The organism is Salinibacter altiplanensis, assembly GCF_002894645.1.
Taxonomy (GTDB): domain Bacteria; phylum Bacteroidota; class Rhodothermia; order Rhodothermales; family Salinibacteraceae; genus Salinibacter; species Salinibacter altiplanensis.
In genome coordinates, this window is sequence record NZ_NCQY01000030.1 from 232,165 (window position 1) to 258,301 (window position 26,137).

At 65.5% G+C, this 26,137-nt stretch carries 24 protein-coding genes; 13 read left to right on the plus strand and 11 right to left on the minus strand.

Going from position 1 to position 26,137, the window contains the following annotated elements; all coding sequences use genetic code 11:
• Window positions 1-25 precede the first annotated feature (25 nt).
• Both B7R93_RS12990 and B7R93_RS12995 read right to left on the minus strand, forming a co-directional pair.
• Window positions 26-2,476, minus strand: a complete 2,451-nt coding sequence (locus B7R93_RS12990) for a penicillin-binding protein 1C (RefSeq protein WP_198598678.1) — start codon at window positions 2,474-2,476, stop codon at window positions 26-28.
• A gap of 227 nt (window positions 2,477-2,703) precedes the next feature.
• Window positions 2,704-4,041: a glycerate kinase type-2 family protein gene (locus tag B7R93_RS12995; RefSeq protein WP_232798431.1), complete on the minus strand. Its 1,338-nt coding sequence runs from the start codon at window positions 4,039-4,041 to the stop codon at window positions 2,704-2,706.
• A 246-nt stretch (window positions 4,042-4,287) separates the two neighbouring features.
• Between B7R93_RS12995 and B7R93_RS13000 the strand changes: the two genes are divergently transcribed.
• Both B7R93_RS13000 and thiE read left to right on the plus strand, forming a co-directional pair.
• Window positions 4,288-5,298: a DUF3667 domain-containing protein gene (locus tag B7R93_RS13000; RefSeq protein ID WP_103021181.1), complete on the plus strand. Its 1,011-nt coding sequence runs from the start codon at window positions 4,288-4,290 to the stop codon at window positions 5,296-5,298.
• A 138-nt stretch (window positions 5,299-5,436) separates the two neighbouring features.
• Window positions 5,437-6,120 (plus strand): thiamine phosphate synthase, encoded by a 684-nt coding sequence (gene thiE / locus B7R93_RS13005; protein WP_103021548.1) that lies wholly within the window; start codon window positions 5,437-5,439, stop codon window positions 6,118-6,120.
• A gap of 1 nt (window position 6,121) precedes the next feature.
• On the opposite strand, the gene B7R93_RS13010 is transcribed toward thiE, so the two are convergent.
• Window positions 6,122-6,865, minus strand: coding sequence for a uroporphyrinogen-III synthase (locus B7R93_RS13010; protein WP_103021182.1), 744 nt, complete (start codon window positions 6,863-6,865; stop codon window positions 6,122-6,124).
• 149 nt (window positions 6,866-7,014) lie between these two features.
• Between B7R93_RS13010 and B7R93_RS15950 the strand changes: the two genes are divergently transcribed.
• Complete coding sequence (locus B7R93_RS15950; RefSeq protein WP_232798433.1) at window positions 7,015-7,899, plus strand: transposase; 885 nt, start codon at window positions 7,015-7,017, stop codon at window positions 7,897-7,899.
• Window positions 7,900-7,906: 7 nt separating this feature from the next.
• Here the strand turns inward: B7R93_RS15950 and hemC are convergent, their stop codons facing one another.
• The 5 genes from hemC to B7R93_RS13045 form a co-directional block, all read right to left on the minus strand.
• A complete protein-coding gene (gene hemC, locus B7R93_RS13020; protein ID WP_103021183.1) occupies window positions 7,907-8,878 on the minus strand; it encodes a hydroxymethylbilane synthase in 972 nt (323 codons plus the stop codon).
• Between the two features lie 132 nt (window positions 8,879-9,010).
• Window positions 9,011-10,453 (minus strand): glutamyl-tRNA reductase, encoded by a 1,443-nt coding sequence (hemA, locus tag B7R93_RS13025; RefSeq protein ID WP_103021184.1) that lies wholly within the window; start codon window positions 10,451-10,453, stop codon window positions 9,011-9,013.
• Between the two features lie 86 nt (window positions 10,454-10,539).
• Window positions 10,540-11,259, minus strand: coding sequence for a 5'-methylthioadenosine/adenosylhomocysteine nucleosidase (locus B7R93_RS13030; RefSeq protein ID WP_103021185.1), 720 nt, complete (start codon window positions 11,257-11,259; stop codon window positions 10,540-10,542).
• Between the two features lie 686 nt (window positions 11,260-11,945).
• Window positions 11,946-14,084 carry a methionine--tRNA ligase gene (gene metG, locus B7R93_RS13040; protein ID WP_103021187.1) on the minus strand — a complete coding sequence of 713 codons (2,139 nt, stop codon included), beginning with the start codon at window positions 14,082-14,084 and terminating at the stop codon, window positions 11,946-11,948.
• Between the two features lie 109 nt (window positions 14,085-14,193).
• On the minus strand, window positions 14,194-14,520 hold the full coding sequence (locus tag B7R93_RS13045) for a hypothetical protein (RefSeq protein ID WP_232798434.1): 327 nt from the start codon (window positions 14,518-14,520) through the stop codon (window positions 14,194-14,196).
• A gap of 167 nt (window positions 14,521-14,687) precedes the next feature.
• On the opposite strand from B7R93_RS13045, the gene hisB reads away from it, so the two are divergent.
• The 3 genes from hisB (at window position 14,688) to hisH (ending at window position 16,979) form a co-directional block, all read left to right on the plus strand.
• Window positions 14,688-15,296, plus strand: a complete 609-nt coding sequence (gene hisB, locus B7R93_RS13050) for an imidazoleglycerol-phosphate dehydratase HisB (protein ID WP_103021189.1) — start codon at window positions 14,688-14,690, stop codon at window positions 15,294-15,296.
• 132 nt (window positions 15,297-15,428) lie between these two features.
• Entirely contained in the window at window positions 15,429-16,247 is an 819-nt protein-coding gene (gene proC, locus B7R93_RS13055; protein ID WP_103021190.1) for a pyrroline-5-carboxylate reductase, read from the plus strand.
• A gap of 78 nt (window positions 16,248-16,325) precedes the next feature.
• Entirely contained in the window at window positions 16,326-16,979 is a 654-nt protein-coding gene (gene hisH / locus B7R93_RS13060) for an imidazole glycerol phosphate synthase subunit HisH (RefSeq protein WP_103021191.1), read from the plus strand.
• A gap of 425 nt (window positions 16,980-17,404) precedes the next feature.
• Here hisH and B7R93_RS13065 read toward each other — a convergent pair whose 3' ends face one another.
• On the minus strand, window positions 17,405-17,614 hold the full coding sequence (locus B7R93_RS13065; RefSeq protein WP_103021192.1) for a cold-shock protein: 210 nt from the start codon (window positions 17,612-17,614) through the stop codon (window positions 17,405-17,407).
• A gap of 288 nt (window positions 17,615-17,902) precedes the next feature.
• Here B7R93_RS13065 and hisA point away from each other — a divergent pair, with 288 nt between their 5' ends.
• Genes hisA through B7R93_RS13080 form a run of 3 tightly spaced genes read left to right on the plus strand, consistent with a single transcriptional unit; the run spans window position 17,903 to window position 19,834 of the window.
• Window positions 17,903-18,679, plus strand: coding sequence for a 1-(5-phosphoribosyl)-5-[(5-phosphoribosylamino)methylideneamino]imidazole-4-carboxamide isomerase (gene hisA / locus B7R93_RS13070; RefSeq protein ID WP_103021193.1), 777 nt, complete (start codon window positions 17,903-17,905; stop codon window positions 18,677-18,679).
• A 41-nt stretch (window positions 18,680-18,720) separates the two neighbouring features.
• Window positions 18,721-19,527, plus strand: a complete 807-nt coding sequence (hisF, locus tag B7R93_RS13075; protein WP_103021194.1) for an imidazole glycerol phosphate synthase subunit HisF — start codon at window positions 18,721-18,723, stop codon at window positions 19,525-19,527.
• The gene (locus B7R93_RS13080) at window positions 19,511-19,834 is read left to right on the plus strand and encodes an ABC transporter permease (protein ID WP_232798435.1); all 324 of its coding nucleotides are present in this window, start codon (window positions 19,511-19,513) and stop codon (window positions 19,832-19,834) included. The genes hisF and B7R93_RS13080 overlap by 17 nt, the downstream gene beginning before the upstream one ends.
• Before the next feature lie 3 nt (window positions 19,835-19,837).
• Here B7R93_RS13080 and B7R93_RS13085 read toward each other — a convergent pair whose 3' ends face one another.
• Entirely contained in the window at window positions 19,838-20,296 is a 459-nt protein-coding gene (locus B7R93_RS13085; RefSeq protein WP_103021195.1) for a putative molybdenum carrier protein, read from the minus strand.
• Window positions 20,297-20,759: 463 nt separating this feature from the next.
• On the opposite strand from B7R93_RS13085, the gene B7R93_RS13090 reads away from it, so the two are divergent.
• The 3 genes from B7R93_RS13090 to mdh all read left to right on the plus strand — a co-directional run bounded on the left by B7R93_RS13090 (window position 20,760) and on the right by mdh (window position 23,798).
• Window positions 20,760-21,401 (plus strand): LolA family protein, encoded by a 642-nt coding sequence (locus B7R93_RS13090; protein WP_103021196.1) that lies wholly within the window; start codon window positions 20,760-20,762, stop codon window positions 21,399-21,401.
• A gap of 49 nt (window positions 21,402-21,450) precedes the next feature.
• Window positions 21,451-22,620: a lysylphosphatidylglycerol synthase transmembrane domain-containing protein gene (locus tag B7R93_RS13095; RefSeq protein WP_232798436.1), complete on the plus strand. Its 1,170-nt coding sequence runs from the start codon at window positions 21,451-21,453 to the stop codon at window positions 22,618-22,620.
• Window positions 22,621-22,853: 233 nt separating this feature from the next.
• On the plus strand, window positions 22,854-23,798 hold the full coding sequence (gene mdh, locus B7R93_RS13100) for a malate dehydrogenase (protein ID WP_103021198.1): 945 nt from the start codon (window positions 22,854-22,856) through the stop codon (window positions 23,796-23,798).
• Between the two features lie 49 nt (window positions 23,799-23,847).
• Here the strand turns inward: mdh and B7R93_RS13105 are convergent, their stop codons facing one another.
• On the minus strand, window positions 23,848-24,822 hold the full coding sequence (locus B7R93_RS13105; protein ID WP_232798437.1) for a cation diffusion facilitator family transporter: 975 nt from the start codon (window positions 24,820-24,822) through the stop codon (window positions 23,848-23,850).
• Between the two features lie 105 nt (window positions 24,823-24,927).
• Between B7R93_RS13105 and mce the strand changes: the two genes are divergently transcribed.
• Window positions 24,928-26,091 (plus strand): methylmalonyl-CoA epimerase, encoded by a 1,164-nt coding sequence (gene mce / locus B7R93_RS13110; protein ID WP_232798438.1) that lies wholly within the window; start codon window positions 24,928-24,930, stop codon window positions 26,089-26,091.
• Window positions 26,092-26,137: the final 46 nt, after the last annotated feature.

Sequence of the window (26,137 nt, forward strand, 5' to 3'; positions counted from 1 at the left end):
CGCAATACGAAATACGCAATACTACTCATGGAGAGCGAGCAGACACAGCGGATTGACTTCGAGTCTTCGAAGCCGAGACCACCCGAATCTCCACCGTCCGACTGCGCACCGCCTGCCCCTCGTGCCGCGCTCGCAGCTCGATGCGGTGCCGCCCCGGTTGGAGTCGCCACGAGGCGTGCCCCGCCCCGGACGCGTGGCGTTCCCCGTCCACAACCCAGTGCACGTCCCGGAAGGCATCCGGCGTCGTGCCGTTCAGGGAGAGCTGCTGGTAGCGGTCGCGCAGCACCGGATCGACGTAGAAGAGTGCCCCGTCCGCCGGGTAGCGGATGTGAAGCCGGTCCGTGACGTGGAGGCTTCCCGCCGCCGCAGTCGGGAGCTCATGGGAAGCGCGGTGCGTGGATCTCGGCGGCAGGGGCACGTCGTGCTCGTGCATCCAGGCATGGTAGCGCTCAGGGTACACCGCATAGGTCTTCTGCTTGACGTGCTTCGGATCAGTGCCGGGGGCAGCGCGGTCGCCGGTCCGTTGATCAATGGCGACGGTTCGGTGGACGGTGCAGGTGTCCGTCGGCACCGTGCCGGACAGGAAGAGCTCGCGGTGGGGCGCGGGACAGTGCGCGCCGGGCCGTTTGCCGCTGGCGGGGCACACCGTCGCGGATTTGATGCCGGGCGGTTGCTCGAAGTCGCCGCCGCTCCCCAGCACCCGCATGATGCTGTGGAAGAGCGGCGCGGCCCCCGCCACCCCGCTCATCCGGTCCATCGGCGTCCCGTCGAAGTTGCCCGCCCACACGGCCACCGTGTGCCGCGGCGTGTAGCCCACCGTCCAGCTGTCGCGATAGTCTTTGGAAGTGCCCGTCTTGACCGCCACCGGAAACGGCAGCTCCAGCGGCCCACCGCGCCCAAAGCCCGGCGCCCGGGCGGCCGGATCGTCGAGGATGTCCGTAACCAAGTGCGCGACCGCCGGAGAAAGCCCCGTCTGCTGCGGCGCCGGAAGGTCGGGGTGCAGCCCGGAGACTACTTCCGCCCCAAAGAGCACTTCCTCGCTTTGCTCGGGGCGCTCCCTACGGTCGGGGCGCAGCCCAGAGACTACTTCCTCCCTACGGTCGGGGCGCAGCGTGTCGCCCGTAACGGTACGAGCCGAGCGCACGGCATGGACCGGCGGCAAGGTGCCCCCCCGCGCCAGCCCCGCGTAGGCCCGGGCCAGTTCGATCGGCTGCACCTCCCCGCTCCCCAGTGTAAGGCCGACGCCGTAGTGCGAGGGCGCACGATCGAGGGACGCGAAGCCGAAGTCGTGGAGCGTCTCCAGAATCGCCGCAGGGCTGAACTCCCGCGCCAGCCGCACGGCGGGCACATTGAAGCTCGACGCCAGCGCCTCCCGGAGGGGCGTGGGGCCGTGGTAGGTCTCGTCGTAGTTTTCCGGCGTGAAAGCGCCGCTCGCCTCCGGCACGTTCAACTCAATGTCAGCCAGCACCGAGGCGGGCGTATAGCGGCGGGAGGCCAGCGCGTGGGCGTAGGTGAACGGCTTGAGCGCGCTCCCCGGCTGCCGCCGCATGCGGACCCCATCGTTCTGCCCCCCGTGCCGCTCGTCCCAGAAGTCGGCGCTGCCCACGTAGGCGCGGATCGCCCCGGTGCGATTGTCGAGCACCACCGCCGCCGCGTTGGTCAGGGTCTCCTGCCGGAACGTCTGCACGTGCCCCTCCACGAGATCGGCGACGGCCTGCTGGAGCGCCGGATCGATGGTGGTCCGAATCTCGGACAGCGGCGCCTCCGACTCGGGACGGCGGTGGCGGAGCACCCAGCGCGTGAGGTGCGGCGCGCGGAAAACGGACTCGGCATTGTGCAGGTCAAGGGGCACCGCGGCGAGGCGCTCGCGCTCGGCATGCGTAAGGAATCCGGCGTCTTGCATGGCACGGAGAACGTGATGCTGCCGCTGCTCGGCGCGCTCAGGGTAACGGAATGGATTGTAGCGGCTCGGGGCGCGGGGAAGGCCCACGAGATACGCGGCCTCGGCCGTCGTCAGGTCGCGGGCAGACTTCCCAAAGTAGCGCTGCGCAGCCGCCTCAATGCCGTGGAGACGGTTGCCGAACGAGACCCGGTTCAACCAGAGCGATAGGATTTCGCGCTTCGACCGCCACAGCTCCAGCCGGACGGCGAGGTGCATCTCCACGAGCTTGTTTGCGATCGTCGGCGGGGAATTTTCACGCAGTTGCTCCGCCACTTGCATCGTCACGGTAGACCCGCCGCTTACGATTCCGCCCTGTTGCATATTGCTCCAGAGCGCCCGCCCCAGCGCCACGGGGTCGACACCAGGATGCACGTAAAAGCGCCGGTCCTCAATCGCAATCAACGCGTCCGCGACGCTCTCTGGGAGCTCGCGCACCGACACCGTTTGGCTCCAGCCCTCCGGATGCACACTGCGGAGAAGAACCGGTCTTTGAGCAGTAACGTCCAGGCCCTGCCGCTGGGACTCGGGAGCCACGGGGGACGGAAGCGGCCAGAGCAAGGACAGAACCCCCGAAAAAAGCAGAAGAGCTGCTGCTCCCCAAACCGGGTGTTGACGAAGCAGGTGCACAAAACCAGAGAAGCAATCAGGAAGCCAAACGGAACGCGCTACGCTTCAAAGTAGCCAACAACATGTGGGATTGGAAGATGGATTGCGTTCTGGAAGTGTCTCAGGCGCATCCAAATCATCAGAGATGTTCCGATTTATACACCAGGCCGGACGACCCCCACATGTACGTCCATCACATTCGTATGAGTCGGGCCTGTCCGGAGGAGTTGATCAATCGCGTCGAAGAGCGGATAGGAGTCGTTGTCTTCGAGGTGCATTTCTGGATTGCAGCTGGCAGCACGGGCCCGATCGGCTGTATCCGGGCTTGTCCAGGCGCCCGCTGCGTCCGTGGGGCCATCGATGCCGTCGGTGCCCCCGCTCAGAAGCACTGTTGGCTGCGAGGCGTTTTCGAGGGCAAGCGCGCCCCCCAACGCCACCTCCTGATTGCGCCCTCCTTTTCCGTCCCCCGTGACGGTCACCGTGGGTTCACCGCCCCACAGCCAACAGGTCGGGACATCGGACGCCCCCTGGAGCATGGTCTCCACGTGTGCCTTGCCGACCGACCGCGCCTCCCCTTCTACCTCCTCCACGACACGTCGCACCTCGTATCCACGCGCCTCAGCCGCCTCCTGGGCCGCCGTAAGGGCTGTCTTGTTGGAGCCGAGGAGCATACTTTTCGTATGGTCGAAGCAATCCGCTTCCGGGCCGGGCGTCTCCGGACGGCGGCCGTGCGCCCCTGCACTGAGATGGGTGCGAACGGGCGTCGGCACCTCCGTCCACAGGTCATGGACGTAGAGCACGTGCACTGCATCCTCGTACGTGGTCGGACTGGGAACGGTGGGTCCACTTGCAATAACAGACATATCGTTCCCGACGACATCGGAGACGATGAGGCTTCCGACCTCGGCCGGGGCGGCCGCCCGCGCCAACTGCCCCCCGCCCATCTGCGTCAGGTGCTTGCGTACCGCATTCACCTGATGCACACTCGCGCCACTCCGGAGCAGAAGGTAGTAGGTCCGTGTCAAGTCCGGGAGCTCCAGATCGCCCGCCGGCAGCGTGCCGAGAGCCGTTCCGCCCCCCGATACCAACACCAGAAGCAACTCGTCGGCGCCCGCCGCTTCGGCCTGCTCTATGATGCGTCGGGCCCCACGCACCCCCGCCTGTGTCGGGAGCGGATGCCCCCCTTCCACCACGGTCCCCACCGTAGGAGCCGGGCACGACGCCGGAAGGTGCTCCGGGTACCCCTCCGGCACGATGGCGTACCCGTCGGTCATGACGTCCCCGAGCACCCGCTCGACTTTTCCCATCATCGCCATCGCGGCCTTTCCCAGTCCGACGACACGGATGCCATCGTAGTGGTCCAGCGGTCGGGGCGCCCACGCATCCGGGTCGGTCGAATCGAGCAGGCGGTCGGCCTGGACGCGGCGGACGGCCGCACGGAAAATGGCCTTTGCGTCCGTGACACTAGTGTCAAGAAGGCCCGGGGTTGGCACGGTCGGTGGATCACTTTGAAGGAGAACATCGCGAGGTCGTACACGTCGCTGTCGCCGAAAGGGGTCCCGTCGGGCCTTCGTCGGCGGGGGACCGGCAGTAGAGTAGGGCCTGCTCCCCGTTTCGATCCTGCCCCCCGGCGCACACGGGGATCTCAATCACGGCTCTGCGATACAGGGCGCCAAGTCAGACCATCATGCGCAGGACGTTGGCGCAGCGTGTACTGGATCTACTGGAGAGGGTCTCTCATGTCCTCAATTCCGGATGACGACACCAGCACGACCAACTCGGATCCCTCAACCTCAGCCCCGCCGCCCGCGGCGCCTGAAGCCTGCGCCAACTGCGGACGGACCTTCATTGGCGACTATTGCCCCGGCTGCGGCCAGCGGGCAGAGCCGGCGCTCTCCATCCTCCACATCCTTGGGGGGTTCGTCCGAGAACTCGTCGACACGGAGCGGGGACTCTGGCGCACCTTCAGGGACCTTACCCTCCGTCCTGGCACAGCCGTGCAGGACTACCTGACCGGCACGCGCCGACCGTTCACGAGTCCGGGGCGGTACCTCCTAGTCGGCGCTCTCGTCATCACGGTCCTCGCGGCAACCCTAGAGGGGATCGGGGCCCCAACCTCAAACATCGGGCGGCTCGCTGTGATTGCTGCGAACGGTTTCAGCGACGGGGTTCAGGATCCAGGGGACACAGCATCATTCGAAGGAACTGCGTGGAACGCCGCCATTCAGGATCTCGAACAGTTCGGCGCGTACCCTGCGTTGGTGCTCATGCTGATCGCAGGACTCGTCGGGGTCCTCTACTGGGCCCTGTTCCGCCGAAGCATGACCTTTCCGGCCGAGGCCTTCGCCGTAGCGACGTACGCAACCGCCCACGCGGTTATCCTCTACCAGTCCACCGACTTCGTCTTCGAACTCCTTGTGCACTACGGCGCACTGGGGACTCAAGCCTCGCTCGTGTTCGAGCGGGCCTTATCAGTGGCGTTTCTCTTCGTGTATCCCGGTGTTCTTACGTATGGATGCTTTGGGGCAAGCGTGTGGAACGGCGTAAAGGGAAGCCTGGGGTTTTTGTGGGGGTACATCGAAGCCCCCCTGGTGGCCCTTGCGGGGCTGGCAGGGTACGCCGAGTGGCTGGCCTGGACGAATCCGGACACCTACTCCGGGGACGGACCGGGAGCCGCCATCGCCGGTGCCTTCTTCGCCGTTCTCCTTCTCGTGCACGGCCTCCTTGAGCTCTACGCTCGCTACCAGTAGGGCAGCGTCCAGGACAATTTATCGTCGGGTTATCGTCGGGCCCACCGGTCGGCCCGCAGTTCGGGGTGCCGCGGAACCGCCTCGGAGTTGAAAAGTGAAGGCGTCGCACGTTGTATTTTTGAGATGCGCGCCCAAGTCATGGAGGATCCCTCACCCAACGGAGAGTCTACCACCGCCGACTCCTCAGTCGGCCGCCTGCACGTGCTCACCGACTTTCATCTTCAACAGGACCGGTCTCATGCCGAGTTGGCCCGGCTTGCCATTCGGGGCGGGGCCGACACCATTCAGTTCCGGCAGAAGCACGGCGGCATCCGAAACCAGCTTCTGGAGGCACGAGAGGTGGCCGCCGTGTGTGCCGACGCCTCCACGCCCCTTCTGATCGACGACCACCTCGACATCGTGCAGGCCACGGACGCCGACGGGGTGCACCTCGGGCAGGAGGACTTTCCGGTCGACGCGGCCCGCTCGGTGCTGGGCCCCGACCTTCTCATCGGCGGCACGGCCAGCAAGCCCCACCAGGCAGCGGAGGCCTACGAACTGGGGGCCGACTACATCGGCTTCGGGCCCGTCTTTCCTACGACCTCGAAGCGCAACCCAAAGTCCGTAAAGGGCCCCGACGGCCTGGCCGATGCGTGCGAAGCAGTTCCCATCCCCGTCATCGCGATTGGGGGCATCACCCACGACCGGGTGAGGAGCGTCTTGGACGCAGGCGCCCACGGCGTGGCCGTTCTGTCCGCCGTCTGCACCGCCCGCAACCCCAAGCAGGCGACGGCCCGCTTCCGGGCCGCCATCGACGGCGTGCTCCGCGAGACGGACGCGTGACTCAGGAGGGCGGCCCCGCTGCCGCCCGGAGGGCCGCCACGAGTCCGTTCGGGGACGGTGTGTCCGCCACCGCCTCGACGACGTGTCCCTCGGCCTCCAGGGCCCCCGCCGTGGTCGGCCCGATGGCCGCGACCCGATAGTCCTGCACGTCCGCATCCGCCGCCTGGCGCACTGCGTCCAGGCCCGACGGGCTGAAAAAGACAAGCCACGCTTCCTGCTTCGGGGCTGGCAGGCCCAGGTCGGCCCGAATGTGCGTCTCGTACACCACCACCTCCTCAAACGGAACCGCCGCGGCCCGGAGGGCCTCTGAGAGCGTGTCCCGCCGTCGATTCCCGGAAAGGAAGAGCAGGGGCGCGTCCGGAGCCTCGTTCGTGATGCGCGCCGCAAGGGCCTCTGCGGTCCCCGTATCGGCCCCACGAGGACGAAGACCGATGGAGCGAAGGCGTTCGGCAGTTTTCGGCCCCACCGTGTACGCCCTACGTCCCGCCCATCGCTGCGCGAGGGGGGCATGGTCGGAAAACACGCGGGCAAGAGCCGTCACGGCGCGTGGGCTAGTGACGAGAAGCGCCGCGTGCCGGTCCGCCGACTCCAAGTGAGTTCGGAGCTGCGCCTGTTGGGGAAACGCGAAAGCGAGTACAGGCTTGCAGACCGCCCGCAGCCCCGCCTCACGACAGGCAGCACGGTACCGGTCCGGCGCCTCCGCGTCCGCGGACCGGAGCAGCACGACGTCGGGAGGGACACCCATGGCAAACAGTGGATTCCCAGAGGGTCAGGAAGCCTCAAGCGCTCACTCAATCCGAGTCGCGGGTTGAGAAGCGGAGATGACCGTCGGAGTGATCGATTCATAGGATGGAGTAGCCGCTCGATCCTTGAACCGATCCGCTCCAACGGTCGATGAAAAACATAAAAACCAATGATCTCGAAACCCACCTGCTCGAATGCTACCTGTTCATCGACGACTATTTGCAGTCTCACCCGAATGTGGCCGGATGGCGCCGCTCGAACAACGATGATCCGGATTTCACCGACGCCGAGGTAATCGTAATTGCTCTGATGCAGGGATACTTTCGCACCGATACGCTGAAACGCACCTACGAGTTGGTCGCGGCCAATGCCGAGAAGACCTTTCCCGACCGCGCCGGATACAAGCAATGGATTCGTCGCCTGCAGCGGCTGCCTGACCAGGTCGGGCGGTTGGCCAGGGCGGCTGCGCTGCGCGGGCTCGCCGGTGGGGGGCGGAAGCTCTATGCGGCAGACTCGCTGCCGATTCCCCTCTGCGACCCAGCCCGTTACGGCCGAGCCCGCCTGCTGGGGAAGGACGGAGCGAAGTTCGGGGTAAATGCATCGGGAGACTGGTTTTACGGATTCAAGATCCACGCACTCATTCATCAGCCGACCCAGATTGTAATCACCGCGATGCTCCTTCCAGGCAACCGAAGCGACCAAGTCGCCGCCCGCGCTCTAGCCAGATCGACGAGCGGAGGAGTCCTTCTGGCCGACGAGGGCTATCGGGGAGCCGATCTCTTCGATTGGCTTTACGAGGAGGCACAAGTGCTTCGGGTGATGCCGTCAGACGACCCTGATGAGGGCCACTCGGCCGTCAGTCAGTCCAGGCAACAGGCCGAGAGTAGTTTTTCGGGCCTCTGGCGCCGATTCTGCGATCGGGTCTACGCTCGGTCCTGGCACGGCCTCTGGACCAGTCTGCTACTGAAGGTGCTCCATTTCAATCTGAAGCGAGCTGACATTGCGTCTCCACCAGTCGATTCAACCCGCGACTGAGATTCACTCAGGGCCGAAACGGCGAGGTCGACGACGCCTGCCGCTGCTCCCCAAGCACGTCGTCCAAAATTTGGTCTCCGCCCATCTCCAACAGGTCAGCGGCTAACTCACGTCCCACGGCGGCTCCGTCCTCCGGCGCACACCGACGCTGGTCGCGGTGGTGCTCGCTGCCGTCAAGGGCAGCGATGCAAGCGTCCAGCACCAGCGCGCCATCGTCCATACGGGCCCACGCCCCGAGCGGCACCTGGCAGCCCCCGCCCACCGTTTTCAGGAAGGCCCGCTCCGCGTCCGTGGCACACCCACTGGGGCCGTGGTGAAGCGTCTTCCGAAACAGGTCGCAGAGCGCTTCGTGATCCTCCCGACACGCAATGCCGAGCGCCCCCTGTCCCACCGCCGGCACGATGCGCGACGGATCGATCCGATCGCAAATGTGGACCGACAGCCCGAGTCGCGCGAGGCCCGCCACGGCCAGGACCATCCCCGTCCAGTCGCTTTGGGCCAGCTTTTCGATGCGGGTATCCACGTTGCCCCGAACCGGCACAACGTCAAGGTCGGACCGCCACGTGAGCAACTGGGCCGTGCGGCGGAGGGAGGCAGTCGCGATCGTGGCTCCCTCCGGAAGGTCCTGGAGTGAACCGTCGAAGGAGGGGTGCGCGACGAACGCGTCGCGCGGGTCCGCACGCTCCCCGATCGCGGCCAGTGAAAGGCCCGAGGGAATGGTCGACGGGATGTCCTTGAGCGAGTGGACGGCCAGATCGACGGTCTCGTCAAGCAAGGCGCGGTCCAGTTCTTTGGTGAAGACCGCCTCCTCCCCAATCTCCGAGATCGGCGTGTCCGTCGACTCGTCGCCCCGTGTCGTGATGGTCTCCAACTCGACGCGGTGCCCAGCCGCTTCGAGCTTCGACCGTACGACGTTGGCCTGCCGGAGGGCCAGCTCACTGCCCCGGGTGCCAAGAACGAGCGGATCGGGAATCGGCATGCGCAGTCCACGGGAAGTTCGGAAGAGAGTGCAGGCTGCGCTCTTCGTACACGAAGCGCGAGGTCCCCAAGAATGTCGGGCGCTCCCCCCATTGGTGCGGTGTGCACTCGGGGCGCCGACCGGCTTGGGACCTTACCGGTCGTTCTCCCCCTCGGGATGGGGCACGGCCTGGTGCGCCGCGGAGAGGCGGAGGGCCTGTTGCACCTCCTCTGTCTCGTTGCCGTCGGCCCCAGGGTCGTGGGTCAGGTAGGGACAGCGGGACGGGGCCTCGCCCAGGTCAGGGGGATCAGCGTCGGGCGCTTCCGTCAAGGGCCGCCCGGCGGCCTCCTCGTCGGAGGGAGCGAAGAGCGCGTGCAGCAGCTCGATGCCCTGAACGAAATCGATGCTTTCCGGGTCGACGTTCTTGAGCCGCACGATGGGAACCGCCAGCAGTTTTTGCATGATCGACTCGGTGAGGCGGTCGACCTCTTCACGATCCATGCTGGTACGATGGGCGTGGCGGTCGACCTCCTGCTTCCGAATCGTGTCGAACGTGCTGCGGATCGCCTGGATGGCGGGCTGAAGGGCCTGTTGGTGAAAAACCCAGGTGACGAAGTCCTCCAGGAGCTCCTCGCAGATGGACTCCGCCTGAGGCACGGCATCGGCCCGACGCTCGCGTACCTCATCGGTCCAGGCCTGCAGGTCGTCCAGGTCGTACAGCCGATACTTTGGGCGGTCGCCCACGGCCGGGTCCACGTTGCGGGGCATTGCCACGTCCACGACGAGGGTCGCCTCATCGGGGGCGGGCAGCGCAGCGGCCCGGAGGACCGGGTCGGACGCACCGGTGGCCACCAGCACGAGGTCGGCGGCGGCGGCGGCCTCGTGGCGCTCGGCCCACGGCTCCGTGTCGCCACCAAACGACGACGCCACGTCTCGGGCCCGGTCGGGGGACCGGTTGACGACGGTCAGGGACTGGGGAGAATCCTCGACGAGGGCCTCCAGGGCAAGGCGGCCCATTTTTCCCGCCCCCACGAGCGCGACCGCAGCGTCTTCGAGCCCGCTTCCGTCGGCGGGGGCAGAAAGCGCTTGCCGTGCCATTTCCACGGCCGCAGTCGAAACCGACGCCGCCCCGTGAACCAGTCCGGTCTCCGAAGAAATACGCTTGGCAGCCCGAAACGCAGTATGGAGGAGCCGATGCATCACGGAATGGACACCGCCGGCCTCCACCGCCCGTTCATAGGCCGCCTTGACCTGTGCGAAGACTTGACGCTCGCCGAGCACCACGGAGCGGAGACCGCTGGTTACCTGCAGCAGGTGCCGCACCGCCGCCTCGTCCCGCTCCTGAAAAGCGGTCTCTTCCGGCCAGGGTGCGCCGGCCCCTTGTCCGAGCAGGGCCTTCACCTGACGCAGGTCCGCCTCGGTGCCGTAGAGGTATGCCTCCGTGCGGTTGCAGGTGGACAGGACCACTACCTCCGCGTCGGCACTCAGGCTGAGACTGGCATACAGAGCCTCCTGCTCTTCCGCACTGAGCGCGAACGTTTCGGTCCGCTCCAGCGAGGTACATTCGTGATTCAGCCCGACTGCGTAAAACCTCATAGAGCTCGTTGAGAGACACAAGCCTTTGATGCAAATCTGTTACACGAGGCAGGGGGCTCTGTTCGCAAACAGGGTTGAATAAGACGTCAACGCCCCGGAGGCACCAGACGTTCATCCGAATCCAGCCCCCCCAGGAGATCCAAAACAATTCCGGAGGAGGACCGGGCAGCTTCCTCTAAGAAGGCCCCAAAATCAAGATCGGAGGTGCCGTCCGCGTGGTCCGAAATGGCCCGCACCACGAGGTACGGAACGTCGTTCATCACACAGACCTGGCCCACGGCCGCCCCTTCCATCTCCACACAATCGCCGTCCAGTTCGTCACGGAGCCGACCGCGCTGCGACTCGTCTTCGACAAACGTGTCGCCGGTCAGCACGCGTCCCGCCTGAACTCGGCGATCAGTGGGTCCCACCTTCAGGGCACGGCGCCGGAGGACCGGATTCGTCTCGAAGAACCGGTGCTCGGTGAAGGGAATCTGCCCGCGGGGCAGGCCCATGAAATCCACCTGCACGTCGTGGTGCACACAATCGCTCGCCACCACGATGTCGCCGATGTCAAGCGCAGGATTTAGGGCTCCGGCCGAGCCCGTACAAAGAACGGCGTCGGCGCCGAACGCATCGATTAGAATCTGCGTGCACAGGGCGGCATTGACCTTTCCCACCCCGGCCCGGACGAGGGCGAGATCGTGTCCGTGCCAGTAGGCCTCATGGATCGTCAGGCCTGCACGCTCGGTCGAGGCCCGGAGGGTGCAGTGCTCCAGATATCGCTCCATCTCGACATCCATTGCAGAGATGATGGCCAACGACATAGACAGGAAGACCTCAGTTATCGCATGACGTATTGATCGACGGGCCCTTGGTAGACCGCACGGCGATCGTTGTCGGCGAGCTCACCGACAATTGCTCCGAGAAGCCCTCCGGCGAGGCCAATGAGTCCTCCATAGTACAAACCGAGTGCCGCTCCAAGCCCACAGGAGGATCTACACGACAGGGCCGATGTCCCAAAGAGAAAGAGTCCGGGGGCAGCACCAACGGCGAGCCCCGCCAATCCTCCCCCGCCTCCTACGTGTGCCACGATCCGCTGCACCTCGTGGATCGAACGGGAGCGGGTGGTTTCATCGATCTGGGGAGTGCGCGCCCACCGATCAGGCGCTCCGGGATCCGTGTGGAGTCGATACCGAATGGAATCTGGCGACACGCGAACGTATTCCGCATCCTTGACTCGGTCTCCGGAGACCCACACAATCGTCGCATCGGCCGTTTCGAGGACCCGATTAACCTCCGAAAGCCGGGTGGGGGGCTGGGCAATCTCGGGACCCTGCGCGCAACCGACGAGGAAGAGGACCGAGAGGGCAAGGAAGAGGGAATAGATTCGACAATGCATCTCGTCGGGGCTCTGCGAAGCGGGTCGTTTGGGGTCGACGGAGCCGCAGGCATTGCCGATCAAGTAACGACAGTGCTCCCTCCCCATTCACGTGCTACCGCAGTTCGCACGCTACCGCACGACCGATCCATTTTCGGCCGCGGCCGTCACCGGAACGAACGTGCCGTCCGGCTCCTCCGCCATCAGCACCATCCCTTCACTCTCGAACCCGAACATTTCCTTCGGGGCCATATTGGCGACAACGACCACCTCCAGCCCCACGACCTCATCGGGAGACATCTGCTCGGCCACGCCCGCCAGGATCTGCCGCTCCTCCACGCCGATGTCCACGTCCAGCCGGAGGAGCTTGTCGGCGTCGGGCACCGGCTCGGCGGCCGTTACGGTGCCGGCGCGCAGGTCGAGGTTGGTGAAGTCGTCGAAGGAAATGTTGTCTTTCAGCTCGTCGTAATCCATGTCAGTGGGGGATGGGTCTGAATCTCGTTCAGCGGCCCGCTCGCGGAGCTTCTCGATCTGGGCCTCGATGGTGTCGTCGTCGATTTTCTTGAAGAGCGGCTCTGGGTCTGGGCCGCTCAGGATCGGGTGGCCGGTGGGCAACAGGGGCGTTCCGGCGTCCGCCCATCCGACCGCGTCGGCAGGATTGTCGTCGGGCGTGCTGGTGCGCACATTCTCCAGCCCGAGGCGCTCCCGCAGCTCCGCCGCGGCGCTGGGCACCACCGGCTCAAACAGAATGGAGAGCGCGGCGCACACCTGCAGGCTGACGTGAATCGTGTTCGCGCAGGCCTGCGGGTCGCTCTCGTTGGTATGCCACGGCTCCGTCTCGTTGAAGTACTTGTTGCCACGGCGCGCCAGCGCCATCGTCTCGAAGACGGCGTCTCGGGTGCGGTGCTCCTCGTAGGCCGTGCCGATCGTGTCGGGCGCCTCGGCCATCCTGTCGAGCATGGCCCGGTCGGCCTCCGAGGGGTCTTGCAGGGACGGGACCGTGCCGTCGAAGTAGCGCTGCGCAAACGTGAGCGTCCGGTGCACAAAGTTGCCGAAGACGTTGGCAAGCTCCCCGTTCACGTGCTGCTGAAACCCGTCCCAGCTAAAGTCAGCGTCTTTCGTCTCGGGGAGGGTGGTGGCGAGGGCGTAGCGGAGCAGGTCGGGGGCGTGCCGCTCGTCTGCGAAGTCGTCGAGGTACTCGTGGAGCCAGACCGCCCAGCCGCGGCTCGTGGACAGCTTCTCGCCCTCCAGGTTCAGAAACTCGTTCGCGGGCACGTTGTCCGGCAGGACGTAGTTGCCATGCTCCATGAGCATGGACGGAAACATGAGGCAGTGGAAGACAATGTTGTCCTTGCCGATGAAGTGCACGAGGCGGGTGTCGTCCTCTTGCCAGTAGTCGGTCCACTTTTCGGGATCGCCCTGCGCTTCGGCCCACTCTTTGGTGGCCGAGATGTAGCCGATGGGGGCGTCGAACCACACGTAGATGACCTTTCCCTCTGCCTCCAGCCCGTGCCGTTCGGCCACGTCTTCGGGCACTGGCACGCCCCAGGGCACGTCGCGGGTGATGGCGCGGCCCTTCAGCCCCTCGTCGAACCAGCTCTGGATCTGCCCGAGGACGTTGTTTTTCCACTCCGGGTGCGCGCCGATCCAGTCTTCCAACTGGGCCTGAAGCTCACCCAGTGGAAGGTGCCAGTGAGTCGTCTCTTTCAATTCAGGCGTCGCGTCAGTGAGCGTGCTCTGCGGGGTCTCCAGCTCGGTGGGGCTGAGCGACGAGCCGCACTGCTCGCACTGGTCGCCGTAGGCTTCCTCGTAGCCGCACACCGGACACGTGCCCACCACGAACCGATCGGCCAAAAACATCTCGGCCTCTGGGTCATAGAGCTGCTCGTCAGTGCTGAGGTCGAAGCCATCGTTCTCGTCGAGCACCCGGAAGAAGTCTTGGGTCGTCTCCACGTGCGTCTCGCTGGAGGTGCGCCCGTAGTGGTCGAAGCTCATCCCGAGCCGCTCGAAGCTATCGCGGATCTGGGGATGGTAGGTGTCGATGATGTCTTCTGGGGTTCGATCCTCGCGGATGGCCCGCATCAGAATGGCGACGCCCATCTCGTCGGAGCCGCAGATGAAGGCCACGTCCTCGCCCTTCAGCCGCTGGTAGCGCACGAAAAGGTCCGCCGGCAGGTAGGCCCCCGCCAGGTGGCCGATGTGAATGGGGCCGTTGGCGTACGGAAGGGCCGCGGTGACGAGCAGCCGCTCGAATGCAGGAGAGTCTGCCATCGGTGGTCAGTCGGGGACGTGCAAAGCGTGGAGAATGTCTTCGGGAACGGGGGCCTTGGGGACAGCCAGTCCGCCCCGGTGACTCCCTCCGGGACGGGTTCTACCGGGTCTAGTTGAAACTCACCCCGTCGAGCGGATCGCCCTCTTTCTTCCGAAGGGCTTCCTCGGCAAACCAGGCCTCCTCTACCTCCTGGGTCGTATCCGGGAGGTCTTCGTGGGGCTTTTCGTAGCCCTCGATGTCCTTGAGCCAGACGAGTGTCTTGGTCCGCATCGTGCCGTCCTTCGCCTCAAACTCGATGTCTTCTTCCCGGGCGGCGCAGGTTCCCTCGGCCTCCCCGTACACACCGCCCAGCTTGGGGTGGCGCAGCAGAATGCGCACACGCTCCCCATAGTCGAATCGACTGTCCTGAAAGTCAGCGTCGCTGTACGTTGCCACGGGTCGTTGCAATTCTTCGCGGGAGATTGGAGCATGCGTATCAACCGGTGGGCACTTCCTCCGGATCCAAGTATATGGATCAGCGGATGCTTCTGCGTGTTCACGACGCGTGAGCCCCTTGTGAAAACAGCAACGCCCCGCCTCTCTCTCCAGCCTCTGGTCCCCTGATGTCCAGCTCTCGTTTCTCCCCCCGCACGGCGACCGTCGAGCGCACCACTGCCGAGACGAATGTGTCCATTGCCCTCACCCTCGATGGCGACGGAACCTACGACGTCGACACCGGCGTCGGCTTTTTCGACCACATGCTATCTCTCTTCGCCAAGCATGGCGCACTCGACCTCACGGTGCAGTGCGACGGCGATCTGGAGGTGGACGACCACCATACGGTCGAGGACGTGGCCATCGGCCTTGGCCGTGCCCTCAACGACGCCCTCGGGGACAAGGCCCACATCGCCCGCTACGGCCACGCCTACGTCCCGATGGACGATGCATTGGCCCGGGCTGTGGTCGACCTCTCGGGACGAAGCTACTGTCACCTGGAGGCCGCCTTTCAGCGGGACCAGGTCGGCGGCCTGTCCACGGAACTGGTCGAACACGTGTGGCGCTCTGTAGCGGATCACGCCCGCTGCAACCTGCACCTGACGGTCCTCCACGGCCACAACGCCCACCACAAGATTGAAGCCCTCTTCAAGGCCGCCGCCCGTGCCCTGCGCGGGGCCGTTCATCGCCGGGCCGCCCACGCCGAGGTGGCCTCCACCAAGGGCACGCTCGCCTGACGGCAATGCCCAGGACCTGCGGCCGGCGGAGAACCGGTGTTCACTTCTGAGGCGTTGGGGACATGTGCCCCCACACGACGACGTCTTGTCGCGTCCCACTCCCTGCCCTTTTGCGAACCACGCCCCCCTTCCATGCTTTCAGACGATACGGTTGCCGTCATCGGCGCCGGCAATATCGGCCACGCCCTCATCGGCGGGATGATCGGCAGCAACCTAATCGAGGCCGAGGACGTGATCGCGACCCGCCGGACCCCCTCGGCCCTCGACGCGATGGCGGAGGAGTTTCCCGGCCTCCGGACCACCACCGACAACGTGGAGGCTGTGCAGGACGCCTCCCTCATCCTGCTTACCATCAAGCCCCAGAGTCGGGCCGAGGTGATCACCAACATCCGCGACCATGTGGACCGCGGAGTTCTCGTCATCAGCGTACTGGCCGGCATCACCAGTGAGCGACTTCAACTCGGGTTCGGGCAAGACCAGCCCGTAGTCCGCGCCATGCCCAACACCCCGGCCCTCGTGGATGCGGGCGCAACCGCGCTCGCCCCCGGCACCTACGCAACCGACGGCCACTTGGACAAGGCGCGGTCGATTTTCGAGGCTGTGGGGGACGCCGTGGTCGTGCCCGAGGAGCACATGGATGCCGTGACGGGACTCTCGGGGAGCGGCCCGGCGTACGTGTACATGTTCATCGAGGCGCTTACCGACGCGGGGGTAAAACAAGGCATGGCCCGGAGCGACGCCTCGAAGCTGGCTCGCCAGACGGTCTACGGCGCTGCGAAGTTGGCCATCGACACGGACAAGCACCCCGCCATCCTGCGCGACGAGGTGACCACGCCCGGGGGCACCGCCATCGCCGCGGTGTCGTCGCTCGAGGAGCACGGCCTTCGCACCATGCTCATCAACGCCGTCGGCACCGCGACCCAACGCTCCGAAGAGCTCAACGACGAGTAGCGGCCATGTCGCCGCGCACCGAGGTGCGGTGTTCACCTGCCCACGCCTGGACTGTTTTTCCTGCACTCTTTTGTCCCCATGACGACCCTCATCGACTACGGCATCGGCAACCTTCGATCAATCGGAAAAGCCCTCGAGACAGTGGGGGCAACGGTACACCGGACCGACGATCCTGCGGCCATCCGGGACGCCGAGCGCCTCGTTCTGCCAGGGGTCGGGGCGTTCCGGGCCTGCATCGATGAAATTCGCCAGCGTGGCCTGGAGGGGCCGATTCACCACGCCATCGACCGCGGCGTCCCCTTCCTGGGGGTCTGCGTCGGAATGCAGCTGCTCTTCGAGACCGGCCATGAGAAGGGCGAGCACGAAGGACTCGGCGTCCTCCCCGGCCACGTTGCTCATTTTCGGGACACCGGCGCGGGCATGCCCGAGGACCTCTCGGTCCCACACATGGGATGGAACGCGATCACCCCCACTCGCCACCACCCGCTGCTCGACGGGCTGGGGGACGCGCCGTACGTCTATTTCGTGCACTCCTACCATCCCGTGGCGGACGCCTCGGACGATGTGCTCACCACCACCGCCTACGGGCACACGTTTCCGTCCGTCGTGCAGCGCGACAACGTGTTCGGCGTCCAGTTCCACCCCGAAAAGTCACAGGCCGCCGGCCTCGGGCTGCTTGAAAACTTCACTGCGCTCCCAACGGCCAATGAGGCCGAGACGGTCTCGACCTAAAAGGTTTCCCGAACGGGTGCGGCGTTAAAGTGTGGACCTAGAGAAACTGAATCAACAGAAGGACGACACAACTTATTCCGCCTGCGAGAACGGTTAGGGATCGAATGGCGGTGTCGACAGAATTTTCCATGAGGCTGAAATCACCAACGCTTGGCACCAGAGTTCTTCCGTGTCTTTCGGCCTTGGCAATCGACCAAAAACGGTGCCAGCACCGTCGACCTACGGGGCTACGCCCTATTTGCCTCCCAAAACCGCTCCTTCGTGACTCGGCCGTGTAACTCCTACACGAGGAAGACACCTGTATGGGGGCTGTTTTCTCCTCGTTTCTCCCCGACAACACCTCCCCCAACAGAAAAAGCCCGCCCCTGGTGGGACGGGCTCCGGCTTTTTGGCATCGGCGCTTTTTGGCATCGGCTGCACCAGCGTTATCCGACCGGTGAGGCGTTGAGGGCACTGAGTCCCTTCTCCGTTCGCTCCGTCTCGAACGCAACGGCCTGACCCTCGCGCAGGTCGTCGCCGCCCGTCGCGCCGGTGATGTTGCTTACGTGCAGGAATACGTCTTCACCGCCCTCCTCGGGCTCGATGAATCCAAATCCCTTTTCGGCGTCAAACCACTTAATCGTTCCGCGTTGCATACTGTAATCGTCGTTGTGTTTGTTGGTGCGCTCCGCCGTTGCCGCACAGGCCGCACGTCTGTTTGGCGTGGCGAGGCAGCGAGGGAAACGCAAGGTTAGTATTGAGTTAACACCTGCATTCACGGTCGTCTTCACAGTTCCAGGCCACGGCGGCCTGGGCGGCTTCTTCACTCAGTTCCCGTTTTCCGTTTTGCCCCGGCCCAAAGGTCCCCCAACGAACATTGCGCCGCCTCGCGAATGGAAGAGACGGTTCTCACGAGAGTCTTTGTCCTGCCCCCCCTTCGTTGAATGCCCCTTGTCATTCCTGCGATCGACATCCGCGACGGCCGGTGCGTGCGCCTGCATCAGGGCGACTACGACGACGAGACCGTGTACTTCGAGGACCCGGTCAAGATGGCAAAGCTGTGGCGCGTGCAGAACGCGCAGACGCTCCATGTGGTTGACCTTGACGCGGCCCGGGGCGAAGGCGACCACAACCGCGACGTGATCGGGGCCATGTGTGACGCGCTCGACATCCCGATCCAGCTCGGGGGCGGCATCCGTTCCATGGATCAAATTGAGGCCGCCCTGGACCGAGGCGTCTACCGCGTCATACTGGGCACCGCGGCCGTCCGCAACCCCGATTTTGTAGAGCAGGCCGTAGACCGGTTTTCGGCCCAGCAGGTGGTCGTAAGCATCGACGCCCGCGACGGAGAGGTCCGTGTGCAGGGGTGGACCGAAGGATCGGGACTCGACGCGGTCACCTTCGCACAGGACATGGAGCGACGAGGCGTGCGTCGTCTCGTCTACACCGACATCAGCCGAGACGGGACGATGGACGGCCCCAACATTCAGGCGTACCGGGCGCTCGGCCGCCAGCTCTCCCACGCCAAGATCACGGCGTCCGGCGGCGTGGGTGACCACGAAGACCTGCTCGACATTCAGACCCTCCAGCCCTACGGCATCGATTCGGTGATCGTCGGCACGGCGCTCTACGAAAACCGCTTTCCCTGCCAGCAGTTCTGGGCCTGGCAGGACAAGGACGCGGTCGACCTCAACACCTTCTCGACGGCCTCTCTCCGGTAGTTCCTCTTCGCCTGCCTCCTTCTTTTCCTTTCCCGCCCCGCATGCCCCTCGCGAAACGCATCATCCCCTGTCTCGACGTGGACGACGGCCGCGTCGTCAAGGGCATCAACTTCGTCGACATTCGCGACGCCGGCGACCCGGTGGAGCAGGCCCGCACCTACGACGCCGCCGGGGCCGACGAGCTCGTGTTTCTCGACATCACCGCCACGCACGAGGACCGCGACATCATGCACGACGTGGTGCGCCGCACCGCCGATCAGGTCTTCATCCCCCTCACCGTGGGCGGCGGGCTCCGCTCGGTCGACGACATGCGGGCGATGCTCCAGGCCGGGGCCGACAAGGTGGCCATCAACTCCGCGGCCGCGAAAGACCCGGACTTGATCGCCCGCGGTGCCGACGCGTTCGGCAACCAGTGCATCGTCGTGGCCATCGATGCGAAGCGGCGGGACGGGGACGGGCCTCCGTGGGAAGTGGTGGTCCACGGCGGCCGAAAGCCGACCGGCAAGAACGCCGTGGAGTGGGCCGTGGAAGCAGAATCTCGAGGAGCCGGCGAGATTCTGCTCACCTCAATGGATCGGGACGGCACCAAGGACGGCTACGACCTGGACCTGCTCCGCGCCGTGACGGAGCGGACCCAAATCCCCGTGATCGCCTCGGGCGGGGCCGGCTCCCTCGATCACCTGCGGGCGGGCCTCGTCGACGGCGCGGCCAGCGCGGTGCTGGCCGCCTCGATCTTCCACTTCCGCGAGTACACCGTGGAGGAGGCCAAAGAGCACCTTCGCAACGCCGGCCTTCCGGTGCGCCCTGCCCTGAACAACTGGACCGATCGATATGCCCCCACGGACTGACGATTCCCCCGACATGACGGCCGTCCGCCTGTTGAAAGGGGCCGCCCTCGTGTTTGCCACCCTCGGCGCGGGAATGGCGGCCTGGGGGCTCGACAAGTGGATTCGTTACCCGGAGGCTCGCGCAAGCCAGTTCGGGGTCGAAGCCCCACTCTGGCCCGCCTTCACTCTGTTCATCGTGCTTGCCGCGACCGTGGGGGTCCGCCTTCTCTGGATTGCAGCGGGGCGCGCTGAGGACGGCGAAGACCTCTTTGCCCGGCGCCACCGCCGTCGTCGGTCGGACCCGCCGCCCCCTCCAGAGTCCGAGTAGGGCCTAGGTCGTTGCCAAAAGGTTCTCGAGGATCGTTCGGGCACGACAGTAAACGCCGTCGACCTCGCTTGCCCGTGGGCCCGCCACATTCAGCACATGTACATCCGCTTCTGCCCCCCACGCGTGAATCATCGGCACGGGCACCGGATCGACCAGACGAACGTGGAGGACGGGGGCCTCTCGTGCGGCGGCCTCGCGCCGTGTAAGGGCCGTCCCCCCGCCCAACGGAGCGGGCGCAATGATGAGCGTCCCGTCGCTGTCCCGCACGTTCCACGCCGTCCGCTGTGCATACGCGTCCGTCGGCGTTTCCCGCAGTGGGTAGCGGTGGGCAATCGGACCGTCTTCCGCCCGCCGCCCCCGCGGACACCATCCCCCAACCGGCACGTCGCAGGCCAGTGCCGCATCGAGCGCCGCCCGGTCGACCCCCGTCTGCCCACCGGATACGATCTGTCGGAGCTGCACGCGCCTTCAGGGTCGTGTGGAAAAAATCGCAATACCCTGAACCCTCCGATCACCGTTCGGTTTCGACAAAAAACCCCTTTGCAGCCCACTTCCATCCCCCAAAACCGCTCCGGCATGCACACCCTCTACGGCGGTCGACCTTTCAGACGAATTCCGGACCAGGGGAACCAGACCTAAAGACGCCGACGGGCACAGCCCCGGAGACAGTGCCGACGCATCCTCCGTTCCCGGCGCGCACTCCGTGCCGACGTCCCTGACAAGCCAGTCTATACGTCTCCCCACCTCGAACGGGATCAACCGCGCCCTGCGGACGATTTGTCCGCTGCACGGCCGGGCGAGCCCGGGGGCCGTCAATTTTTCGTGATCGGACGGCGGGCCCACGATAATTGGAGCAGTCGGCCGTTAGGTTGGTCCGATGCTCTGGGTCCCTTGCCGTTCTCACTTCCTCGTCGCCCCAACAACGATGTCACGACGCGCTGCGCTGCTCGGCCTTCTACTGTGCATGATGCCCGTCCTCTCAGCGGGCGCGCAGGACGACTCGTCCCTTCAGGCGTTGCAATCACGCTACGGCGCCCTGGAGGGCCTCCGGGCCACCTTCACGCAGGTAAGCGCCACCGGGTTTGCGGACGACTCAACCCGGGTCGAAGGGACTGTGCTCCTTGCCGGGAACCAGTATCGGGTGGAGACGCCGACGCAGACCGTTGTGACGGACGGCGCCACGACGTGGATCTACTCCCGCGCCGATAGTCAGGTCGTGGTGAACACGGCCGAGGCGGAGGCCTCCACCCTAACGCCACAGACCTTTCTCACGACCGCAGCGGCGAGATACGACCTCACCTCCACCCGCTCCGCCTCACGAAACGATGCCCCACACGAAGTACTGGCCCTAACCGCGGCGAATTCGTCGGCGCGATTCGAGGAAGCAACGTTGTGGGTCCGGCGCTCCGATCGCATTGTCACGCGCCTCCGGGCCGCCGACCAGAACGGGTCGACCTTGGACCTTCGACTGCGTAGCATCCGGATCGATCCGCGCATCAGTGGGGATCCTTTTTCATTCTCTGTGCCCGAGAACGTAGAGGTCGTAGACCTTCGCCCTGCCAACTGAGGGACGGCTCGGGGGCTGAACAATTCTGGAACGAATCTCACAACGCGTCGTGAGTCGACGGCGGTGGTTTCAAATCGGGAGCTTCGTCCTGGCGGGCGGCCTTTTGGTCCTCGCCCTGTACGGCGTAGAGATGGACAACATCTGGACGGCCTTTCGGGAGGCCGACTACCGCTGGCTGCTCCCCTTGGTCGTGCTCGTGCTGGGCAGCAATCTGTTTCGCGCCTGGCGCTGGCAGATCCTAGTGGAGGCGCTGCCCAGGCCCGAGGATCAGGAGAAGAGTGCCCTCTCTTCTGCCCGCATGCTGGAGGCCTCCTTCTCCTCGGTCATGATTGGCTACATGGTAAACTACGTGGCCCCCCGGATGGGGGAGGTGGCACGGACCGCCAACCTTTCCGCCCGCACCCGCCACCGCTTTAGCAGCATCCTTGGCACCGTCGTCTCTGAACGCATTTTCGACACGGCCGTGCTGGGAGCAGCCCTCTTGAGTGCCGTCGGGCTGCTGTTTGATCGTCTCGACGTGCTGCGCGAACAATTCGTGAGCCCCGCGTGGGCCCGCCTCCAATCCGTTTCCCTCGACTGGCTCCTGGGTGGCATGCTCGGCGCAGGACTGCTGCTTCTCGTCCTCGTGTGGGGCACTCGTTGGCTCTTTCGGCGCAACGACACGTGGCCGAGGCGCGTTTGGGAAACCACCCTCAAGCCCGTCGCCGTATCGTTTCGGGAAGGCATGGCGACGCTGGTGGGGTCGCCACGCCGAGGGGCCATCGCCCTCTCAACGATTGGCATGTGGGCCGGATACCTGCTGATGGCCTACCTCCCCTTCCGAATGCTCCACCTTGCCGAGCCGTACGGCATTGGACTTCTGGATGCATGGGCGCTCATGGCCATCGGTGCAATCGGCATTCTGGTGCCCTCCCCCGGGGGCATCGGGTCGTACCACTACATCACCGAGCAGGCGCTCGTCCACCTGTACGGCGTCCCGTCGGCCGAGGCCCTCACCTATGCCGTCCTCACCCACGGGGCACAGCTCGTCTTCTATATTCTGGCCGGCCTCGTGGCGGTGGTGTATCAGGGCAGTGGCCTCCGCCCCGTTTTCGCCGCTTGGGGCAGTTCCACGCCCAAAAATGCCGCGGCGGACGTCCCGGCGCCCCACCCCCCGCGTGATGAGGGCGAGCCGTCCGCGTCCGTGGCCTCTTCGGGCGGTCCCTCCACCAGCGACTGAGACAGTGGCAAAGCCCCATTCCCCAGTGCATCCCCCAGTGAAAGTGGGACGGCCCCCACAGGGAGATTCCAAACACCGCGCCTCCAGAGTCGTCCGCCGCTCCCGCCATGGCTGAAAGAAGCGGTGCACCCTTCCGCTCTTCGCAAAATTTTGCTGGCAGCCCGTTCGCTCATTTCCTTATTTAAGGAGAGCATCCTGCATCCCCTCTTCTTCTCCAAATCCTTCAGCATCCCATGAAAGTTACTGTGATCGGTGCCGGCAATGTCGGCGCCACCGTCGGCGAATGCGTGGCCCGGCTCGACGTGGCAAATGAGGTCGTCATGGTCGACATCAAAGACGGCATGCCGCAGGGCAAGGCCCTCGACATGCGGGAGTCGAGCCCCATCCACGGCTTCGACACCCGCGTGACGGGCACGAACGACTACGGCCCCACGGAGGACTCGGACGTGTGCATCATCACGGCCGGCCTGCCCCGCAGCCCCGGAATGAGCCGCGACGACCTGTTGGCCAAGAACACGGAGATTGTGGGCGGCGTGACCGAACAGTTCGTGGAGGGCAGTCCGGACAGCACCATCATTGTAGTGGCAAACCCGCTCGACGTGATGACCTACGTCGCCTACGAGGCGAGCGGCTTCCCCACGAACCGCGTGATGGGCATGGCCGGCGTGCTCGACACCGGCCGCTTCCGCTCCTTCATCGCCGAGGAGCTGGACGTCTCGGTCCGCGACGTGCAGGCGCTCCTGATGGGCGGGCACGGCGACACGATGGTGCCCCTGCCCCGCTACACCACGGTCGGCGGCATCCCGGTCCCGCAGCTCATCGACGACGATCGGATTGAGGAGATTGTGGAGCGCACAAAGGGCGCCGGCGGCGAGATTGTGGACCTGATGGGTACCTCCGCCTGGTACGCCCCGGGCGCCGCAGCGGCCGAGATGACAGAGGCCATTTTGAAGGACAACAAGCGCATCCTCCCCTGCGCGGCCTACTGCGATGGCGAGTATGGCCTGGAAGATCTCTTCATCGGTGTGCCCGTAAAGCTTGGGGCCGGGGGCGTGGAAGACATCATCGAGGTCGACCTCGATGCCGACGAGAAGGCCAAGCTCAAAACCTCTGCCGGACACGTGCACGGCAACCTGGACGACCTCCAGCGCCTTCGCGACGAGGGCAAGATCGGATAGCCCGACGCGAGATAGACGGGAGGCGGCCTCACGGCCGCCCTGCCCCGTCTTACTTCCGTACGTCCCGGAGTGGATCCGAGGGCTCCCGGTGCTCCTCCGGATGGGCCTCGTCGTGACGACGAGGCTCAAGGTGGGCCGTGACGTGCACGTCTTCGTCCGGAAACAGGGCGTCGACCCGGTTCTCAACCGCGTGGGAGCGGGCATGGGCCTCGTGAATCGGCATGTCGCCCGGAAACATCAGGTGGTACTCGATCCACACTTGATCGCCGGAGCGCCGGTGGCGCACCTGGTGAAAACTAGCGATGCGTCCTTCCTTTACCGCAGCGCCCAGCTCTTCGAGCAGTGCAGCGGAGGCCTCCCGGTCCGCCTCGTCCATCAGGCCGTACACGGACCGGCGAAGCAGCCCGGTCGCCGTCCACACGATGTTGGCCGCCACGAGCAGCCCCACCGCCGGGTCGAGCCACCGGATCCCGGTGATCCACACCAGCCCGACGCCGACGAGGACCCCAAGGCTCGTCCACATGTCGGTCAGCACGTGCTCGCCGTTGGACACGAGAATGAGGCTGTTGGTGCGCCGCCCCACGCGGACGAGATACTTTCCGAGTGCAAAGTTGACGGCCGTAAGCCCACCGATCAGGAAGAAGCCCACGTCGAGTTGTCGCAGGGCGGGGCCTGTCAGAAGGTCTTGCACCGCCATCCAGGCGATGCTCGCCGCGGCGGCGAGAATCAGGGTGCCCTCCACGGCCGACGCAAAATAGGCGACCTTGCCGTGGCCGTACGGGTGATCCACATCCGGGGGCGTCGAGGCGTACCACAGACTGAAGCCCGCAAACCCGGTCGCGAAGAGGTGGATCACCGACTCGGCGGCGTCGGAAAAGATCGCGGTGCTGCCGGTGAGGGAGGCCGCCGTGAGCTTCCCCACGAGCATCAGGAACGATACCAGCAGGCTCGCCGCCATGGCCCGCCGACGAGCACGTTCCGCCTCGGCCTTAGGTTTATCATGTGAGGGCTGAACGCTATCCATGATGGGTGTCGTACCTGAGAAGACTTCTCCAGGTTCACCATTTTCTTCCTTTTCGCACCGCAGCGGGCCTTCGCTCCTGCCGTCGCCCCCACCCAACGCTCCGCCATGGCTCATCTCGACCACATCGGCATCGCCGTCGACGACGCCGCGGCCGTCGTCGAACGGTTCCGTGACCTGCTCGGCACCGCGGCCTACAAGACGGAGGCCGTGCGTGGCCAGCAGGTGCGGACGCACTTCCTGGACGCCGGCTCGGCCAAACTCGAACTCCTGGAGGCACTCGGGGACGATTCTCCGGTGCAGCACTTCCTCGATCGGCAGGGAGAAGGGCTGCACCACGTGGCGTTTGAGGTGGACGACCTATCGGCCACAATGGCGCGACTCCGGAACGCCGAGTTCGAGCTGCTGAGTGAGGATCCCCAAGACGGGGCGGACGCCAAGCGGATTGCGTTCGTGCATCCCGCACAAACCCACGGAGTGCTGGTCGAGTTTTGTGAATCGACTAGGCCCGACTGGACGCCCCGGACGGTCCCCCGCCACGACGGTCACCTCGAGGTCTTCGAGCGCGGAGCGCGGGACCACCCGTCCCTCCTCGTCCTCCATGGCGCCGCGGGCACGACCCGACACGACGCGGCCTCGCTCATGCGGCACTTGGAGTCGTCCTTCCACGTCGTCGGCGTCAACCTGAGCGGGCACGGCGCCTCGGCCGTTCCCAACGACATCTCTTTTTCACTCGACCTGTTCGCCGAGGACGCGCGCTCCATCCTAGACGCGATCGACCTGCCCTCGGCGCACGTCTTTGGCTTCTCGCTCGGCGGCGGCGCAGCGCTCCGTCTCGCCCAGATGCATCCGGGCCGTATCGATCGTCTCGCCGTCCTCCAAACAAACGCCCACTGGACGGATGCCCACGCCCGTCGCATGCAGAGGCGACTCGATCTCGACGACCTGGCGGACCCGGCCTCCGCCCGCGCAGAGCGGCTCCGGGCCCGCCACGATGCGCCCAAGCGTCTCCTTCGGGCCCTCCAGTCGTTTGTCACCACCCTGCCAGACGCGTCCGACACGCTCACCCAAACCCTGCCGGACCTCGACACCCCGACCCTCGTGGCGGGCCTGGATCGAGACCCCCTCTTCGAACTGGCGTCCACACGGGCGCTCCACGACGCACTGCCGAACGCGCGGCTGGCCATTCTCCCCGGCGATACCCATAGCCTCTCGCGCGCTCCAACTGGCCTCCTTGCCTCCCTCCTGACGAGTCACTTTTCAGAGGCGTAGGCTTTCCTCGTCAACGCTTCCACACGAATCTGGGTTGCCCCCCCCC

What these genes read in the sequence shown, in the direction of transcription:
- B7R93_RS13000 (WP_103021181.1), top strand. Translation starts at nt 4,288, where the DNA reads ATGTCCTCAATTCCGGATGACGACACCAGCACGACCAACTCGGATCCC.
- thiE (WP_103021548.1), top strand. Translation starts at nt 5,437, where the DNA reads ATGGAGGATCCCTCACCCAACGGAGAGTCTACCACCGCCGACTCCTCA.
- B7R93_RS13010 (WP_103021182.1), bottom strand. Translation starts at nt 6,865, where the DNA reads ATGGGTGTCCCTCCCGACGTCGTGCTGCTCCGGTCCGCGGACGCGGAG.
- B7R93_RS15950 (WP_232798433.1), top strand. Translation starts at nt 7,015, where the DNA reads ATGAAAAACATAAAAACCAATGATCTCGAAACCCACCTGCTCGAATGC.
- hemC (WP_103021183.1), bottom strand. Translation starts at nt 8,878, where the DNA reads ATGCCGATTCCCGATCCGCTCGTTCTTGGCACCCGGGGCAGTGAGCTG.
- hemA (WP_103021184.1), bottom strand. Translation starts at nt 10,453, where the DNA reads ATGAGGTTTTACGCAGTCGGGCTGAATCACGAATGTACCTCGCTGGAG.
- B7R93_RS13030 (WP_103021185.1), bottom strand. Translation starts at nt 11,259, where the DNA reads ATGTCGTTGGCCATCATCTCTGCAATGGATGTCGAGATGGAGCGATAT.
- metG (WP_103021187.1), bottom strand. Translation starts at nt 14,084, where the DNA reads ATGGCAGACTCTCCTGCATTCGAGCGGCTGCTCGTCACCGCGGCCCTT.
- hisB (WP_103021189.1), top strand. Translation starts at nt 14,688, where the DNA reads ATGTCCAGCTCTCGTTTCTCCCCCCGCACGGCGACCGTCGAGCGCACC.
- proC (WP_103021190.1), top strand. Translation starts at nt 15,429, where the DNA reads ATGCTTTCAGACGATACGGTTGCCGTCATCGGCGCCGGCAATATCGGC.
- hisH (WP_103021191.1), top strand. Translation starts at nt 16,326, where the DNA reads ATGACGACCCTCATCGACTACGGCATCGGCAACCTTCGATCAATCGGA.
- B7R93_RS13065 (WP_103021192.1), bottom strand. Translation starts at nt 17,614, where the DNA reads ATGCAACGCGGAACGATTAAGTGGTTTGACGCCGAAAAGGGATTTGGA.
- hisA (WP_103021193.1), top strand. Translation starts at nt 17,903, where the DNA reads ATGCCCCTTGTCATTCCTGCGATCGACATCCGCGACGGCCGGTGCGTG.
- hisF (WP_103021194.1), top strand. Translation starts at nt 18,721, where the DNA reads ATGCCCCTCGCGAAACGCATCATCCCCTGTCTCGACGTGGACGACGGC.
- B7R93_RS13080 (WP_232798435.1), top strand. Translation starts at nt 19,511, where the DNA reads ATGCCCCCACGGACTGACGATTCCCCCGACATGACGGCCGTCCGCCTG.
- B7R93_RS13090 (WP_103021196.1), top strand. Translation starts at nt 20,760, where the DNA reads ATGTCACGACGCGCTGCGCTGCTCGGCCTTCTACTGTGCATGATGCCC.
- mdh (WP_103021198.1), top strand. Translation starts at nt 22,854, where the DNA reads ATGAAAGTTACTGTGATCGGTGCCGGCAATGTCGGCGCCACCGTCGGC.
- B7R93_RS13105 (WP_232798437.1), bottom strand. Translation starts at nt 24,822, where the DNA reads ATGGATAGCGTTCAGCCCTCACATGATAAACCTAAGGCCGAGGCGGAA.
- mce (WP_232798438.1), top strand. Translation starts at nt 24,928, where the DNA reads ATGGCTCATCTCGACCACATCGGCATCGCCGTCGACGACGCCGCGGCC.